Annotated in this window: 16 protein-coding genes and 1 pseudogene; 10 read left to right on the forward strand and 7 right to left on the reverse strand. The window is 64.1% G+C overall.

Annotation, left to right across the window (positions count from 1 at the left end; translation table 11 throughout):
* Positions 1 to 8 precede the first annotated feature (8 nt).
* The gene (resB, locus tag CH283_RS24090) at positions 9 to 1,634 is read left to right on the forward strand and encodes a cytochrome c biogenesis protein ResB (RefSeq protein WP_255183322.1); all 1,626 of its coding nucleotides are present in this window, start codon (positions 9 to 11) and stop codon (positions 1,632 to 1,634) included.
* 4 nt (positions 1,635 to 1,638) lie between these two features.
* Positions 1,639 to 2,601 carry a c-type cytochrome biogenesis protein CcsB gene (gene ccsB, locus CH283_RS24095; protein WP_094629849.1) on the forward strand — a complete coding sequence of 321 codons (963 nt, stop codon included), beginning with the start codon at positions 1,639 to 1,641 and terminating at the stop codon, positions 2,599 to 2,601.
* Between the two features lie 9 nt (positions 2,602 to 2,610).
* On the opposite strand, the gene CH283_RS24100 is transcribed toward ccsB, so the two are convergent.
* Genes CH283_RS24100 through CH283_RS24110 form a run of 3 tightly spaced genes read right to left on the reverse strand, consistent with a single transcriptional unit; the run spans position 2,611 to position 5,557 of the window.
* Positions 2,611 to 2,952 carry a DUF3703 domain-containing protein gene (locus CH283_RS24100; protein ID WP_255183323.1) on the reverse strand — a complete coding sequence of 114 codons (342 nt, stop codon included), beginning with the start codon at positions 2,950 to 2,952 and terminating at the stop codon, positions 2,611 to 2,613.
* Positions 2,953 to 2,958: 6 nt separating this feature from the next.
* Entirely contained in the window at positions 2,959 to 5,166 is a 2,208-nt protein-coding gene (locus CH283_RS24105; RefSeq protein ID WP_094639481.1) for a heavy metal translocating P-type ATPase, read from the reverse strand.
* Entirely contained in the window at positions 5,159 to 5,557 is a 399-nt protein-coding gene (locus tag CH283_RS24110) for an ArsR/SmtB family transcription factor (RefSeq protein WP_027494226.1), read from the reverse strand. The genes CH283_RS24105 and CH283_RS24110 overlap by 8 nt, the downstream gene beginning before the upstream one ends.
* 135 nt (positions 5,558 to 5,692) lie before the next feature.
* Between CH283_RS24110 and CH283_RS24115 the strand changes: the two genes are divergently transcribed.
* The 6 genes from CH283_RS24115 (at position 5,693) to CH283_RS24140 (ending at position 10,513) form a co-directional block, all read left to right on the forward strand.
* Positions 5,693 to 6,352, forward strand: coding sequence for a DsbA family protein (locus tag CH283_RS24115; RefSeq protein WP_032370897.1), 660 nt, complete (start codon positions 5,693 to 5,695; stop codon positions 6,350 to 6,352).
* Positions 6,327 to 6,974 carry a vitamin K epoxide reductase family protein gene (locus tag CH283_RS24120; protein ID WP_094634693.1) on the forward strand — a complete coding sequence of 216 codons (648 nt, stop codon included), beginning with the start codon at positions 6,327 to 6,329 and terminating at the stop codon, positions 6,972 to 6,974. Before CH283_RS24115 ends, CH283_RS24120 begins: the two co-directional genes overlap by 26 nt.
* A gap of 55 nt (positions 6,975 to 7,029) precedes the next feature.
* Positions 7,030 to 7,659 (forward strand): TlpA family protein disulfide reductase, encoded by a 630-nt coding sequence (locus CH283_RS24125; RefSeq protein WP_094639482.1) that lies wholly within the window; start codon positions 7,030 to 7,032, stop codon positions 7,657 to 7,659.
* Entirely contained in the window at positions 7,656 to 8,288 is a 633-nt protein-coding gene (locus CH283_RS24130) for a TlpA disulfide reductase family protein (protein WP_094639483.1), read from the forward strand. The genes CH283_RS24125 and CH283_RS24130 overlap by 4 nt, the downstream gene beginning before the upstream one ends.
* Positions 8,285 to 9,172 (forward strand): cytochrome c biogenesis CcdA family protein, encoded by an 888-nt coding sequence (locus CH283_RS24135; RefSeq protein WP_032373339.1) that lies wholly within the window; start codon positions 8,285 to 8,287, stop codon positions 9,170 to 9,172. The genes CH283_RS24130 and CH283_RS24135 overlap by 4 nt, the downstream gene beginning before the upstream one ends.
* 99 nt (positions 9,173 to 9,271) lie before the next feature.
* Entirely contained in the window at positions 9,272 to 10,513 is a 1,242-nt protein-coding gene (locus CH283_RS24140; protein ID WP_008720147.1) for an Nramp family divalent metal transporter, read from the forward strand.
* A 105-nt stretch (positions 10,514 to 10,618) separates the two neighbouring features.
* Here CH283_RS24140 and CH283_RS24145 read toward each other — a convergent pair whose 3' ends face one another.
* Together CH283_RS24145 and CH283_RS24150 are read right to left on the reverse strand one after the other, a co-directional pair.
* On the reverse strand, positions 10,619 to 11,065 hold the full coding sequence (locus CH283_RS24145) for a bleomycin resistance protein (RefSeq protein ID WP_197077431.1): 447 nt from the start codon (positions 11,063 to 11,065) through the stop codon (positions 10,619 to 10,621).
* A 671-nt stretch (positions 11,066 to 11,736) separates the two neighbouring features.
* Entirely contained in the window at positions 11,737 to 12,441 is a 705-nt protein-coding gene (locus CH283_RS24150) for a TetR/AcrR family transcriptional regulator (RefSeq protein WP_032364248.1), read from the reverse strand.
* Between the two features lie 203 nt (positions 12,442 to 12,644).
* Here CH283_RS24150 and CH283_RS24155 point away from each other — a divergent pair, with 203 nt between their 5' ends.
* A complete protein-coding gene (locus tag CH283_RS24155) occupies positions 12,645 to 14,120 on the forward strand; it encodes an MFS transporter (RefSeq protein ID WP_371128951.1) in 1,476 nt (491 codons plus the stop codon).
* A 16-nt stretch (positions 14,121 to 14,136) separates the two neighbouring features.
* On the opposite strand, the gene CH283_RS24160 is transcribed toward CH283_RS24155, so the two are convergent.
* The gene (locus CH283_RS24160) at positions 14,137 to 14,691 is read right to left on the reverse strand and encodes a PaaI family thioesterase (RefSeq protein WP_032364186.1); all 555 of its coding nucleotides are present in this window, start codon (positions 14,689 to 14,691) and stop codon (positions 14,137 to 14,139) included.
* A 242-nt stretch (positions 14,692 to 14,933) separates the two neighbouring features.
* Between CH283_RS24160 and CH283_RS28910 the strand changes: the two are divergent.
* Positions 14,934 to 15,053, forward strand: a pseudogene (locus tag CH283_RS28910) (transposase); the annotation flags it as partial.
* Between the two features lie 55 nt (positions 15,054 to 15,108).
* On the opposite strand, the gene CH283_RS24170 reads toward CH283_RS28910, so the two are convergent.
* Positions 15,109 to 16,173 carry a BtrH N-terminal domain-containing protein gene (locus CH283_RS24170; RefSeq protein WP_032382558.1) on the reverse strand — a complete coding sequence of 355 codons (1,065 nt, stop codon included), beginning with the start codon at positions 16,171 to 16,173 and terminating at the stop codon, positions 15,109 to 15,111.
* Between the last annotated feature and the right edge of the window lie 43 nt (positions 16,174 to 16,216).

Here is a 16,216-nt window from a genome sequence, read left to right on the forward strand (position 1 = left end):
GTGCGGAGATGACGATCGACGAACACCCCCGTGCGCACTCGCCGGGACTGGTGCGCAGAACAGTGGCGATGCTGCGCAACCGGTGGCGACAACTGACGTCGATGCGGACAGCGTTGGTGCTGCTGTTCCTCCTCGCCGCCGCAGCTGTCCCCGGCGCTTTGCTGCCGCAGCGCAATCTCAATACCCAGGCCGTCGATTCTTTCATTGCCGCGCGTCCGGTTCTCGGGCCGGTGATGGACACGCTGGAATTGTTCGACGTGTTCGCGAGTTCCTGGTTCACCGCGATCTACGTCCTGTTGTTCGTGTCGCTGATCGGCTGTCTGACTCCCCGGTTGATCGAGCACGGCAAAGCTCTTCGCGCACAACCTGTTCGAGTACCGCGAAACCTCACTCGACTACCGTTGCATCATTCGGGCACCCTCGCCGGTGACCCCGAGAAGGTGATCGCCGACATCGCGCGGCACTTGAAAGGGTGGCGTACCGCCGTTCGACCCGAGCCCGATGGGGCACTGACTCTCTCGGCGGAGAAGGGCTACACCCGCGAGGCCGGGAACCTGCTGTTTCACTTCTCGCTGATCGGTCTGCTCGCGGCCATCGCGATCGGCAAACTGTTCGGCTACGAAGGCTCGGTCATCGTCATCGCCGACAACGGGCCCGGTTTCTGCAACACCTCGCCCGCGATCTACGACTCCTTTCGCGCCGGCAACAGCACCGACGGCACCGGACTCGAGCCGTTCTGTATCCGGGTCAGAGATTTCACCGCCGACTACCTCGAGAACGGTCAGGCCGAGATGTTCACCTCGAACATCTCCTACCAGAGCGCCGACGACATCGCCGCCGACACCTGGCGCGACTATCAACTCAAAGTCAACGAACCCCTCCGGCTCGGCGACGAACGCATCTACCTCACCGGACACGGCTACGCCCCCGAGTTCACCGTCACCTTCCCCGACGGCCAGACCCGCACCGAAGCGCTGCAGTTCCGCCCCGACGACGCCACCACGTTCCTCAGCAGCGGCGCGCTGCGATTCGACCCACCCGGGGGGACCTACGCCACCGCCGAGGAGCGCCGCCGAGGGCAGATCGCCATCGAAGGACTCTTCGCGCCCACCGCGCAATTCAACGGCAACCTGCTCTCCTCCCGCTTCCCGGAACTGGTCGATCCCGCGGTGGCAGTGGACATCTACAAAGGCGACACCGGTCTCGACACCGGCATCCCGCAGTCGATCTTCTCCCTGGACCAGGAGATGATCAACCAGGGCCGGCTGGTCAAGCAGGACCGGGTCAACCTGCGGCCCGGAGAATCGACGACCCTCTCCGACGGCACCGTCGTCCGGTTCGACGGTGCCAAGGAATTCGCGAACCTCCAGGTCGGATACGACCCCGCGCAGCGGTGGGTCCTCGTGTTCGCGGTCACGATGATGACCGGACTGCTGGTGTCCCTGGTCATCACACGCCGCCGCGTCTGGTTCCGGGCCCACCTTGGCGAACACGGTCTCTCGCGAGTGGACATGGGCGGCCTGGCTCGCACCGATCACGCCGGCTGGGGACCCGAATTCCAGACCCTCCGGTCACAGATCTGGCCGCAGGCAACTTCGAGCGACTCCGAGACCCACGACAGAGAAACGGTGTAACACCATGCCGATCGACGACACCCTCGCCCGTTGGAGCGACATCAGCTTCGAGACCGCCTTCGTGGTCTATCTCCTCGCCGCGATCGCATTCCTCGGTCAGCTCGCGACGACCCGTAGCGCGGAGCTGCACAATATGGAGCGACTGCGCACGCGGGTGATCGCAGCGACATCGTCGACGCCCGGTCGCATTCCCGACGCACCCCGGCGGGTTCCGTCCGAACGCATGGGCCGTACCGGACTCGGGCTGGTGATGGTGGCGCTGACGTTGCATGTCGGGTCGATCGTTCTTCGCGGGATCGCCGCCGGCCGCCCGCCGTGGGGCAACATGTACGAATTCGTCTCGGTCACCTGCGCGGCCGGTGTACTGGCTGCACTGGTGGTGCTGCGCTCCAAGCAACTGCGCACCCTGTGGTTGTTCGTCCTGGTGCCGACGTTGATTCTCCTGTTCGTCGCCGGCACCGTGCTGTACGCCAACGCAGCACCGGTGGTACCGGCACTGCAGTCGTACTGGCTGCCGGTGCACGTCTCGATCGTCTCGCTCGGCAGCGGGGTGTTCTTGATCTCCGGGGTTGCGAGCGCGCTGTTCCTGATCCGCATGAAGCATCCCGAGGCCTCGGGTAGTCGAGCCAGCCGGATCGTCGCCCGTCTGCCCTCCGCTCAGACTCTGGACATCGTGGCGTACAAGACCACGATCTTCGCATTTCCGCTCTTCGGCGTCGGCGTCATCCTCGGTGCCATTTGGGCCGAAGCCGCATGGGGCCGATTCTGGGGCTGGGACCCGAAAGAAACGGTCTCCTTCATCACCTGGATCGTGTACGCCTCCTACCTGCACGCCCGCGCCACCAGCGGATGGCGCAACACCCGCGCAGCATGGATCAACATCGCCGGATTCGTGGCGATGCTGTTCAACCTGTTCATCATCAACATGGTCGTCTCCGGGCTGCACTCCTACGCAGGCCTGAACTGATGACTCCCGCTACGTGCCCCCCAGCGCGTCCGCAAGGTCCTGCGGAATGGGCATCGGCGACATCGGTCCCGCCTCGACCCGGCCGGTGTTACCGGCCGGGTATCGCCCCGACCACGATCCTGGAGCAGCGACCACGATCCGAATCAACTGGCCCCAGGATTCGCGCCGATCGTGTTCTGTCACCGCAGCTTTCAACATCGCGGCGTGGTTGCGAGTATGCAACCACGGATAGGGCTGCGAGAGGATGTGTGTTCGTTCGAGGTGGTGCCAGCGCACCTCTGTTGTCGATGCCCCTGCTGCTGCGGTCATTTCGATCTTGTAGAGCCTGCGTGCAGTTCGATCACCGCTCACAGGTCTTTACCTTTTTCCGCGGAAGAGTTCGCCGTACGCGGGGGTCGATGTGCAGCAGGTACATCCATCCGAGCACCCGGAGCTGCTGCCGTCGTCTGCTCCGATCGCCGATGGTGACGTTGCGGTGGTGGAGGCCAGTAGGTTCCCAGATGCAGGTGCGGTGTTCCTCGGCGTCGGAGCCGGAGCGCAGCAGGCATCCGCGAAGGCCGCTGCGGGTGCGATCGTGACGTTGAGGGCACCGGACGCCGCGGGCGGGGGCACGAAACCGTCCAAGGGCGTGGTGCGGGCGGCGCGAATCGCATTGGCGATGACCAGGACTTCGGCGAGTTCGTGGACGAGCACCACGGTGGCCAAGCCCAGGACACCGGTAGCAGCCAGTGGGACGAGCACGCCGATGATGGCAATCGACAAGGCGATGTTCTGGACCATGATGCGCCGGGCGCGTCGAGCGTGGGCCAGCACCTGCGGTAGATGCCGGAGGTCTTCCCCCATGAGGGCAACATCGGCGGTCTCGATGGCAACGTCGGTTCCCATCGCGCCCATGGCGATACCGACATCGGCGGTCGCCAAGGCGGGAGCGTCGTTGATGCCGTCGCCGACCATGGCAATCTTGCGTCCGGCCGCGATGTCGGTCAGCAGGGCCGCTTTGTCCTCGGGCAGTAGTTCGGCGTGGACAGCGGTGATGCCCGCCTGGGTCGCCAGAGCCTGCGCAGTGAGCGCGTTGTCGCCGGTGAGCATCGCAGTGTCGATACCGAGCGCGGTGAGTTGGCGGACAGCCTCGGCGGCCTCGGGCCGCAGTTCGTCGCGGACGGCGATCGCAGCGATCAGAACTCCGGCGCGTTCGACGAGAACGACTGTGGCACCGCTGCTCTGCAGACGAGCGACGTCGGCGCGGAACACCTCGGAGCTGGGGTGTGTGTCGAACCAGCTCGGTTTCCCGAGCCTGATCGCGGCACCGTCGAGGGTGCCGGTCAGGCCGTGCCCGGCGATGGCAGTGACATCATCAGCGGCCGCGACGGTCGACACGGAGGCCAGTACGGCGCGGGCGAGTGGATGCTCGCTGCGCGCTTCGAGCGCAGCAGCAACAGCCAGCGCGGCGTCGCGGCCGATTCCCGCAGCGGTGACGACGTCGACGACCTCCGGTCGTCCCGCAGTGAGGGTGCCGGTCTTGTCCAAGGCGACGACGCGAATGCGGCCCAGCTCTTCCACTGCTGCACCGCCTTTGATCAATGCCCCGTTGCGGCTCGCAGCCCCGATCGCCGCCACCACCGACAGCGGCACCGAGATGGCCAACGCGCACGGTGATGCCGCGACCAGGACCACCAGTGCGCGTTCGAGCCACAACATGGGGTCACCGAGCACCGCACCGACGCCGGCGACGAGTACGGCGAGAACCATGATCGAGGGCACGAGCGGACGTGCGATACGGTCCGCGAGCCGTTGGCCGGCCCCTTTTCGGTCCTGGGCCTGTTCGACGATGCGGACGATGCGAGCAAGCGAACTCTCCGATGCCGGCGCGGTGACGGTGACCTCGATGGCCCCGCCGCCGTTGATGGCACCGGCATGCACCTCGTCACCGACACCGGCTTCGATGGGCACGGACTCGCCGGTGATCGCAGACACGTCCAGATTCGTCGAACCGCGAGCGATGGTGCCGTCCGTGGCAGCTCGCTCACCCGGCCGCAGCACCATGATGTCCCCGATCACGACATCGTCGGGGGACAGGGCCTGCTCGGTTCCACCGCGCAGGACAGATACCGTCGGCGGCACCAACGACAGGAGTGCGCGCAGTCCGCGGCGGGTCTTGGTGACCGCGTATTCCTCGAGTCCCTCGGCGACGGAGAACAAGATACCGAGCATCGCGGCCTCGGGGATCTGGCCCAATGCGATGGCACCGAGGAGCGCGATCGTCATCAGCGTGCCGACACCGATGCGTCCGTGTCGCAGATTTCTCACCGTCGCGGGAACGAAGGTGACGGCGGCGATCGCGGCAGCGATCAGAGCGCCGACGGTCGCAACCGCATCGGCACCCGTTCGACCGAGCAACCACGATGCGACCAGGATGATCGCGGCTACCGATGCGAGTTGCAGCTCGCGGACCTGCCACAACCTCGGGAGTGCATCGGTTGGAGCCGGACCTGCCGTGTCCGCACCGTCAGCAGTGGATTCGGTGGTCGGCGCTGCCGGGGTAGGTCCGCAGCACGCGTCAGCCATGATCGACCCCGGTGAGATCAGCGGTGGCCGAGGCGGTGGGCAGTGCCTCGGTCAGTGTCGTGAGCAGTCGGGTGCCGCGGTCGGTGAGCGAATACATGACCAACTTTCCGTCTCTGTTCGATGTGACGGCGTCCGCGGCTTTGAGTTTGCGGAGATGGTGGGAGACCAGCTTCTGGCTCTGTCCCACGATCCACGCGATGTCGCAGCCACACATCTGCCCGCCGGCGTTCAACGCGAGCGCGATGGTCAGTCGGGTGGGGTCGCCGAATGCTCGGGCAGCGTCGGCTACCGGTTCGATATCGCCGACCGCGGGCAGAGTAGCGCGCACTCTCTCGGCGTAAGGGAGGTCCATACACAACAGATCGCACGAGTCCAGAGGTTCCAAGGCCATGGGCACAATCTAACAATCATGCGATCGTTAGGGAAGGACCATTAGTCAACGTTCGTACGATTGTTAGTGTCATAGCGGTCGAAACGCCCATATCGGGCCCATTGATCAATCCGAACGAATCGAGAAGGTGGTTGTATGAGCAGAGCGTTGAAGATTTCCTTGTCCCTGGTGATCGTGTTCGCCGCCGCGTTGGCTGTATTTCTGGTGGTGGATCGATCGGGGTCTCCGGATGCTGCCGCCGCCGAGCAGGCCGCGACCGACCCTGCCTCGATTGCGGTGCGCGAGAACAGTCATCGGTTGAACTCGGTGCCCGACGGCCGGGTCACGTTCGTGGAGTTCCTCGACTTCGAGTGCGAGGCCTGCCGATCGGCCTACCCGGCGATCGAGCAATTGCGTGAAGAGTACGGCGACCGGGTGAGCTTCGTGGCCCGCTACTTTCCGATCGCCTCGCACTTCAATGCCGAACGAGCCGCACGCGCAGTCGAGGCCGCGGCCCAGCAGGGCGGATTCGAGGCGATGTATCAGCGCATGTACGAAACGCAGGCGCAGTGGGGCGAACAGCAGGTTCCGCAGGACGAGTTGTTCCGCAGCTTCGCCGTCGAGCAAGGGCTCGACATGAGCGCCTTCGATGCCGCCTACACCGACCCTGCGACGCTCGCGCGCATCGAGGCCGACGTCGCGGACGGGATCGCGCTCGGCGTGCAGGGCACCCCGACGTTCTTCCTCAACGGCACCAAGATCGAACCCACCACCTACGGAGACCTCGCCGATGCCCTCGACGCTGCACTCGGCTGACCTCCCAGCGAACGAGACCCGACAAGGTGGATCGTTCGGCCGGAGCCTGCCCTGGCTGCTGTTGGTGGGCGGCCTGATCGGCCTGACTGCCGCGTTCGTGCTCACGGTAGAAAAGTTCGCTCTGGCGCTCGATCCCGCCTACGCCCCGACCTGCAGCATCAACCCGGTGCTCAACTGCGGATCGGTGATGGACACCCCGCAGGCGTCTGCGTTCGGATTTCCCAATTCCCTTCTCGGGATCGCAGGCTTCGCCGTCGTGGCGGCAGTGGGTGCCGCCCTGCTCGCCGGTGCGGTGTTCGCACAGTGGTTCTGGGGCGCAGTGCAGGTCGGTGTCACTGCTGCCGCAGTCTTCGTGCACTGGCTGATCGCGCAGAGCCTGTACGAGATCGGCGCCCTGTGCCCCTACTGCATGGCGGTGTGGGCGGTCACCGTACCGATCTTCTGGTACGTCACGCTGCGCAACCTCGACCGCGCCAGGTCGAAATCCGCTCTTGGGCAATGGTTTCGGCTATGGCTTGACTCGCTGATTCGCAATCACTCGATTCCGCTGACCGTGTGGTTTCTCGTCCTCATCGCCCTGATCGCGCAGCGTTTCTGGTCGTACTGGTCCACGCTCCTATGATCCGCGACGTACCGTTCGCCCCTCTGCCGCCCTCTCGAGAAAGAAGGTCACGGCGATGACGCGCGGCTGGTCGATCGTCATGCTCGTCGTTGTCGTTGCATCGATCGTCGCACTGTGGCCCCGCTCCGGTGGCGTCGAGGGCGGCCCATCCGACGTCATCGCCAACAATGTCGCGCCGGTCGGACCCGAACCCACACTGTCCCGCCCGCCGGATGACGCGGCACGAGCAACAGCGCTACCGCTGTGTCCGCAGCCGGTGCCACACGAAGGTGGGCCGCTGGCGGGAGTGATAGCGCGCTGCATCGGCAGTGCCGACGATGTCGATCTCGTCGACGTTCTCGGCAGCGAGGTGACGCTGATCAACCTGTGGGCATCCTGGTGCGGCCCGTGCCGCACCGAGATGCCCGTAGTCGATGCCTACGCCGCAGAACCCGACGCGATCCCAGTCATCGGAATCAACGTCGAGGACCGACCCGCGGACGCGGCCGCGCTGCTCACGCAACTGGGCATCCGCTATCCGAACTACATCGACGGCGGCAGCGTCCAGGACGCGCTCTCGGCACCGCCGGTCCTTCCCCTGAGTTTTCTCGTCCGCCCGGACGGAACGATCGAGCGCATCACCGACCCGACAGTGTTCGAGACGACAGACCAGATCCGCACTGCAATAAAGGACTTCACCTCATGACACGTTTCCTACCCGTGTGGGTCGGTACTCGACGACAAGGCGGCACGCCCACCGCGGCAATCGGATCGATTCTTGCCGTCGTACTACTGATCTCCGGATGCTCCGCTGGTGCCGACGCTGCACCGTCCGGCGGGAGCTTCGACTTCGTCGCGCCCGGTGGCCGAACCGACATCGTCTACGACCCTCCCGAAACACGCGGAACCATAGGCGAGCTCGCCGGCCCCGATCTGATGGAGGAGGGCAAGACGACCGCTCTGGCGGACTACGACGGAAAGGTCGTCGTGATCAATCTCTGGGGTCAATGGTGTGGCCCCTGCCGCGGCGAAGCCGACGACCTCGAAGAGGTCTACGAGACCACCCGTGAGCGCGGCGTGCAGTTCCTCGGTATCAACGTCAGAGATCCACAGAAGGACAAAGCGCAGGACTTCGTGGTCGACAACAACGTCTCCTACCCCTCGATCTACGACCCCTCGATGCGGACGCTGATCGCCCTCGGCGGGAACTATCCGACCAGCGTCATTCCCTCGACGCTGGTACTCGATCGCCAGCACCGCGTGGCCGCGGTCTTCATGCGAGCCCTGCTCACCGAAGACCTGCTTCCCGTCGTCGAACGGATAGCCGCGGAATGACGACTCTTCTCGCCCAAGACATCGGGTCGACGTTCCAGAACGCGGCATCGAGCGGGCCCCTGCTGCTGGCGATCGCGGCATGCATGCTCGCCGGGTTGGTCTCGTTCGCCTCACCGTGCGTGGTGCCGCTGGTGCCGGGATACCTGTCCTACCTGGCAGGCATCGCCGGCGCCGACGCCCAATCAGCCCGCGACGCCCAATCAGCCCGCGGCACCCAATCGGCCTGCGAGGCTCAGTCAGCCGATGCCCGGACACCCAGCACCGCGACCGCCGGTACGTCGTCGACGGGTCTCGTGAATCGCTGGCGTGTGGCCGGTGCAGCGTCGTTGTTCGTCGCCGGGTTCACCATCGTCTTCGTCCTCGCCACAGCCTCGGTCTTCGGAGTCATCGGCACCTTGCGCATCAACGAGCAAGTACTCCAACGCGTGGGCGGGGTCATCACGATCATCATGGGTGCGGCGTTCATCGGGTTGATACCCGCACTGCAACGCGACACCCGATTCGCACCCCGGCAGATCTCGTCCCTTGCAGGAGCGCCGCTGCTCGGTGGGGTGTTCGCGCTCGGCTGGACGCCGTGCCTGGGTCCGACCCTTGCCGGCGTGCTGTCCGTGGCGGCAGGCACCGAAGGTGCAACCGCAGCCCGCGGGGTCACTCTCATCGTCGCGTACTGCCTGGGACTCGGCCTACCGTTCGTCGTTCTTGCGTTCGGTTCGAGTTCGGCGATGCGCGGTGTGGGGTGGCTTCGGAGGAACTCTCAGAGGATCAAGGTGGCGGGCGGTGTCATCATGATCGCCGTCGGCATCGCACTGCTGACCGGGGTGTGGGGGTTGTTCATCGCCTGGATCCGCAACGAATTCGTCAGTGCAGTGATCCTGCCCATCTGATCGTGATGTCGCCGAACCGCCACGCCGCATTGCATTGTTCGGGAGGCCGAACTATATTTTCAGGGTTCTGACATATTGTTGGTGCCGGAGGGTGTGGTCATGTCTGTGCTGCAGCGCCGATCGTCTCGGCCGCCCTCGAGGTTTCGGTCTGGCCTCGTTCTGCTCGGTCCTGCTTTCGTCGCCGCGATCGCCTACGTCGACCCCGGCAACGTCGCCTCCAACGTCAGCGCCGGCGCGCAGTTCGGGTACCTGCTGGTCTGGGTGATCGTCGCCGCGAACGTGATGGCCGGCCTCGTGCAGTTCCTCTCCGCCAAACTCGGCATCGTCACCGGAATGACACTGCCCGAAGTGGTCCGCGAGAAGTCGAGCAAGAGTGTGCGACTGGCATATTGGGGGCAAGCAGAAGTGGTCGCCATGGCGACCGACCTCGCAGAGATCGTCGGCGGTGCGATCGCTCTTTACTTGCTCTTCGACCTGCCGCTCCTGATCGGCGGCCTCATCACCGGAGCCGTATCGATGATCTTGTTGCTGGTCCAGGATCGCCGGGGCCAGCGCCCGTTCGAGTTCGTGATTCTCGGTCTACTCGGTGTCATCGCCGTCGGATTTCTTGCCAGCGTCGTCGTGGAACCGCCATCGTTCACCGCCGCTGCCGCCGGGTTGATTCCGCGGTTCGACGGCGCGGAAAGCGTATTGATAGCCGCCGCTATGCTCGGTGCGACGATCATGCCGCACGCGGTCTATCTGCACTCCGGCCTTGCACGTGACCGGCACGGACACCCCGAGGCAGGGCCTGTCCGGCAGCGGTTGTTGCGGATCACCCGGATCGATGTCGGGTTGGCGATGCTGCTGGCCGGTGCAGTGAACATGTCGATGCTGCTGTTGGCGGCCTCGACGCTGGGAGGCCGAGAGGGCGTCGATTCCATCGAAGGAGCTCACACAGCAGTAGGAGACACTCTGGGGCCGGTGGTAGCGCTGCTGTTCGCGGTGGGCCTGCTGGCCTCGGGCCTGGCATCGACATCGGTCGGGGCATACGCCGGCGCGATGATCATGGACGGCCTACTACGTCAGCGCATTCCGATTCTGGTGCGACGACTGGTGACACTTGTTCCCGCACTGGCAATTCTGGCCGCGGGGGTCGACCCCAGTCGGGCACTGGTCGTCTCACAAGTCGTCCTGTCCTTCGGTATTCCGTTCGCGCTCATTCCCTTGGTGCGGTTCACCTCGGACCGCATCCTGATGGGCGGCGATGTCAATCACCGGATCACGGCATACGCGGCATGGCTCATCGCGGGAATCGTCGTCGCACTCAATGTCGCGTTGATCTATCTGACCGTCGCCTGACTGCGCGCGGGTGGACAAGTCCAGCATGCGCTTATTTCAGGACGATGACCACGCGTAGCGCGTCGACGGACGTCCGGGTCATCGAGTTTCTGCTCGAGGGTGCGGTCAGGGTGCGCCGTTGCCTGCCGTGGTGGGCTCGTGTTGGCTTTTTTCATCGGTATGGAAAGTGATCAGATTGCCGTCGGTGTCGACAGCTGCGAACTCCGTCGTTCCCCAGTCCGTCGAGACGGGACGACCCGCGTCTGCGGGATGGAGCACTCCCGCGCGGGACATCTCGGCGTAAAGGTCGTTGATCTCGTCCACGGCGATGCGGCAGCTGGCTGTGCCGGCAAGGAACGTCTCGGCTCCGCTGCATACCGGCCATGCCGCAGGGTCTGAACGGGTATTCCAGCTGTCGTCGTCGGCGGCCCACAAGTGGATCTCGACGTCGTCGCGGGTAAGTCTCGCGAAAGTCGGGTCGGTGTACCGGGTCGTGAAGCCGAACGCGCGGACGTATATCTCTACAGCGGTGTCGATGTCTCGTACCGGCAGCGCAGGTACCACTTTCGACATGCCCATAGGCAACACTAACGCCGACGAGCCGGAGTAGGAGCCGAACCCACATCAATTGCTGGCGCTCAGTGCATTCGACTTCTGACACAGTGAACGCGACTCCTGAAACTGACAGCCCAGAAGTTCTCCCACAGGGTCGAGTGTGTCACAACTCGTCGTAGGGACACATTTCGGCGTGTCGGTTTTGAACATGAGTTCTGACACACACGCTCATCGTCCTTGCCGTGTCAAATCCAGGGCGTGTCTAAAACGAAGGTTAAAGACACGTAGTCATAAGTGAGCGCCTAGGTTCGGACGATCGGGCAGTCAAAGCACCAAAGGAGCAATCTAGCGTTTTCGCTAGATTACTTGAGAGGTGTCAAGTGCAGCGCACTTCTGAACTCGTGCACTCGTCTTCTGAAACTGACAGCCCGATCGGTCGACCAGCCAGAAGGTAGTGCCAAAAACGTGCGCTAAACCGCTGCATGTCAAAACATCGAAACAGATGAGTTGTGGCACAGTGAGCGATTGTGGGCCACAAATACGGATGTCAGTTTCAGAAGACGGCTGCACGATGTCAGAAGTGCACTGCAGTGCAACTCCGAGTTCTCGAGCACACGTCCGGCCTTATCCAGTGAGCGCTGCGATCCCTGACTGGATAGCGCATTGATGGTGAAATTTCCCATCAAGTTTTACTGGCCGTCGGTGAGCTGCGGGTCTAGCGCCGCGGCCGGCCATGGACGGCTGTTGTCGCGCGAAGTGCTCGATCGGACACTTGCGGCATGGGCGGCGAGAAAGTTGTCGACGATTTGGATGCAGTCGTCGGCGTGGATGTGGCGCAGTCCTGTGAGGCGAGCGAACACTATCGGTCCGAGGAGCTGAATGAGGGCGAAGGTGGTGTCGATCTCGCCGAGCACAGCGCGAGCGTCAGGCGCCGTCAGGATCTGATCCAGGGACCTGCGGTATTGCTCTATGACACGGGCCCGAAGCGAGACCACCGCGCCAGGATCGAGATCGCGCCGGCTGGCGTCGCCGCTGTTGACGGGCCCCATTGCCAGCCAGGCCAGCGTGGTCATCTGCACCGGAGCTTGGTCGATGAGGTCGGCTTGGGTGGTGAGCAACGAAATCAGACGTTCACGTAGCGGACCGGTATCGATATCGGTGTCGACTGGGGGTAATAGTCGCTCGAAGGTTGCAGCGAGCAGGTCAGTGGTACTTCCGAAATGTCGGTACAGAGTGGCACGTGCAACCTTCGACATGCGGGTGACCGCCTCCACGGTGACCGCCTCCACACCGCCGGTGGACAGCAGCTGACCGGCCGCTTCGAGTAACCGGTTACGTGAGCGCGCCAGCCGGGGGTCGGCCGAGCCCTCGGTTGCAACGAGAGGGTCGACCATGAACGGGCTCCGCTCCATTTGACTGACAAGACATGTCCTCGATTGATCATTCTGTCACACCCGCAGAGTTGTGATACTAATAGTCTCGAACCGAGACGATCAGTCTCGAACTGGGAGGCTGGCCGTTGAACGAACGTAGATCCGACTCTGCCAGCGTCGCTCGATGGAGCGGTGCCCAGTGGTGGATGTTGATTGTGTCGTGCATGGCAGTCGCGTTGGTGGTGGCCGCAATGGCAGCATTGTATTCAGCGTTGCCCCAGATCGCGGTCGCGACAGGGGCGACGCAAGCCCAACTGACCTGGATAGTCGACGGTTATACGTTGGTTTTGGCGTGCTTCGTTCTGCCTGCCGGTGCGATCGGTGACCGGTACGGTCGCCGGGGGGTGCTCGTGGCGGGGTTGGCGTTGTTCGCTTTCGCGTCGGCATTGCCCTTGTTTCTCGCCGACCCGGCGTGGCTGATCGCTGCTCGCGCGTTGGCTGGGGCGGGTGCGGCGCTGGTCATGCCCTCGACGCTGTCGATACTGACCGCGGGATTTCCACCGGCGCATCGCGGCCGCGCTGTAGGTGTGTGGGCCGGGGTTGCTGGATCCGGGGCGGTCCTGGGCATCCTCGGGGCTGGTGTGCTGCTCGAGCAGTGGTCGTGGACCTCGGTGTTCGTCGGGTTGACCGTCGCCGGAGCGGTTCTGGCCGGGTTGGCATGCAGTATCGCGGAGTCCCGCCAGCAGGAGCATCCACCGGTCGATTGGGTGGGCGCGGTGACCGTAGTTGTCGCGGTCGGGGCGATCGTCTTCGCTGTGATCGAGGTTCCGGCCCGTGGCTGGTCGGATTCGCTCGTCGCCATCAGCACTGCGGTGGGCTTGTTTGCGGTTGCGGTGTTCGTCGTCGTAGAACTACGTTCCTCGGCACCCCTACTCGATGTCCGGTTGTTCGCCCGCCGTGGTTTCGGTGCCGGCGCGCTGTCTGTCTGTATCCAATTTCTGGTGACCTTCGGGGTGTTCTTGCTGTTGGTGCAGTATCTGCAGTTGATTCTCGGTTATGGACCGCTCACCGCCGCGTTGGCGTTGACCCCTATGGTCGTGCCGCTCATCGTGATCTCGGTGATTGCACCCTGGCTGTCGAACATTGTTGGGCTGCGGGTGATGACCACTGTAGGTCTGCTCACCATCGCGGCGGGACTGGTGATGGTGAGCAGACTGACCGTCGCGGCGACTTACCCTGACCTGCTGTGGCCCTTGCTCATCATGAGTGCGGGTTTGGGGTTGTGTACCGCCCCTGCGACTTTCGCCATCGTCTCGGACACTCCTGAGGCCAAGCACGGGGTGGCTGCCGCGGTCAACGACGCAGCTCGCGAAATCGGTGCCGCGATTGGGATTGCGGTAGCCGGTAGCGTGCTCGCGGCCGGTTACGTTCAGCACATTCAGCCGGCTCTGCCCCAGCTACCCGAGCCTGCCCGTGGTCCGGTGGCCGATTCTCTGGCCGCCGCGTTACAGGTCGCCGACCGCGCAGGACCAGCTGGTCAGCCGCTGGCCGAGTTCGCCAGAGCCGCATTCGTACACGGAAGTGGTCAGGCGACACTGTCGTTGGCGGCGCTGACCGCCGCTGGGGCACTCGTCCTCGCCGTCTTTGCGCCAGGTAGACGCAGCCGTACGACAGCCACCGCGGGTGATGGACGTCGGTGAAGGTCGGCCAGGGTGTCTATTCTTCGGTGTGATTCGTGTCCGTGGCCCGGAGTTGGGCTCGGGCTTGGGACTGCATGAAGTGTTCGACCTCGACCACCACGAACAGGGCAGTAGCGGTGGCTACCGAGCGGCCCTGCGCATCGTCCATCGTGGCCGTGAGATCCAGTTTGCGCCCATCACGAGACCGAACGGCAGCACGCAATACGTATGGAGTGCCGAGCAGAACCGGCGCCAGGTAGTCGAGCTCGAGACGCCGCGTCACGGCGAGCTCACCCACTGTGTAGAGCAGGAAGCCGAACAGATCGTCGAGAACGGTCGCCACCGCGCCTCCGTGTGCTATCCCGGGTGCCCCGACATGACGTTGATCGAACACATGGTGAGCCACCACGCCGTTCTCGTCACGCTGGACCGACAGGGCGTGGCCGTGCGGGTTCTGCGGCCCACAACCAAGACAGTCGGGGTGGTGGGGCGGTAGATCAGGCGAGTCGAAACTCGTGCTCCAGAACGAGCGCGCCCAGTTCTCGACAGCCGGGCCGGCCGACCCGCTGACCTCGTCCGGAACTCTTTTCATGGTCGGACCTCTCTGTCGTGAAAAAAAATTGTGCCGAGTCTGTCGCGTCATCGTGCGCTCGGCCTGCACCGCTGTTAGTTTCGATAGATAAACTGCACTATGTCAGAAGTGAACCGCGCGTTGAAAACGTCGGCGAGGTTGCAGATGAGGGTCATCCACCCCGCAGCCCAGTGGCTGGCGTCGTGATCTGATCGGCCCAGGGATTCGGACACTAGACCCGCTTGGAATAGGGATCTACAAGCATGAGCAGATCGCGTCGATCTTTCAGCACCGAGTTCAAAGACGAACTGTGCCGAGAGGTCATCGACTCTTCCAAGCCGATCAGTGAGGTCGCCAGGGCGTACGGTGTCGGCGACGACAGCTGCAGCACAGTGCGATGCGCCCCGTGTACCGCGCGCCATCGAACGACGGTGGGCATCATCTCGTGATGGCGGACAGCGAGCGTGAAGCAGACTCCAGGGACTCCACCAGGATCAGCTCGAGTTCCGACAGTCTGGCAGCCGACACGGCCACCGCAGCTGCGCGTGTTCGTACATCGAGACCGCGTTGTGTTCCGGCGCGGGCAGTTTCGGTCCAGGCCTGGGCGCAGTGATCGGCGGCCACCGCGAGGTCTGCGGTAGCGGGATCACCGGTCAGACGTGCAATCTCGGTACAGCCGTCGGCGAGAAGCCGACGAAAGAGCCCGCCTCCGGTTCCGGCCTTTTCGATGAAGATACCGAGACTGAACAGCAGCGTCTCGAGGTCATCGGGCGGAAGGTCGACCCAGCTCTTGACGTCGGTTGCCAGCTGGTCGACCGCGGCCAAACCGTCGGCACCGGCTGCTGGTATGTGGTCGGCTATTCCCGGTGTCGATGGGGCGTGCATGCTGGCGGCGGATCGGGCGAAGGCCGCGGCCGCGGCAGTCGACACGGGCGGCAGTGTCTGCGGCCACGTGATTCGGTACGTGCAGTGACGTGTCGGTTGCGGGAACGAGGTGGAAGATCGCGCCCGAGCCAGCGCGTCGAGCGGGATCTTCTGCACGTCGGCCCGATCGTTGTCGACGACCGAGGCAGTCCCCCCGATCTCGTCGTAGCCGATCACCACGATGTCGTGGCGACTCATCTGCAGTTTCACCCGTAAGTAGGGCAGCTCAGCGATATCGGCCCAGACCAGACTGGGTCTTCCCGCATCGATGTCGTCGCGAACCCATGACCATCCCTCACCGGGATCGTCGGTCGTGAGAACCTCGACTTGTCCGCCGAGCCTGCGCGGTAAGTCGATCTCGAAGTCGGCACCGCGGCCGACCAGGTACATCGGTGGGACCAGGTCGTCCGATCGCAGGTAGGACAAACCGAGATCACCACCCAGTGCGAACACCAACCCCTCGTCGGGTGGTCCGTCCCATCCCAGACCGTGCCACTGGAGAAGGTCTCGCATTGCACCTGACCCGCAGTGCCCTCCCATCCGGTGGGGATAGTTCTCGATCAGAGTCGTGGGGGTCACTGTGGCTGCCTTTCGGGTGGTTGGTCGAGCGCGCGTGTCGGCA

Origin of the sequence: Rhodococcus sp. 05-2254-2 (assembly GCF_002259095.1) — a bacterium.
In the GTDB taxonomy this organism is placed as follows: domain Bacteria; phylum Actinomycetota; class Actinomycetes; order Mycobacteriales; family Mycobacteriaceae; genus Rhodococcoides.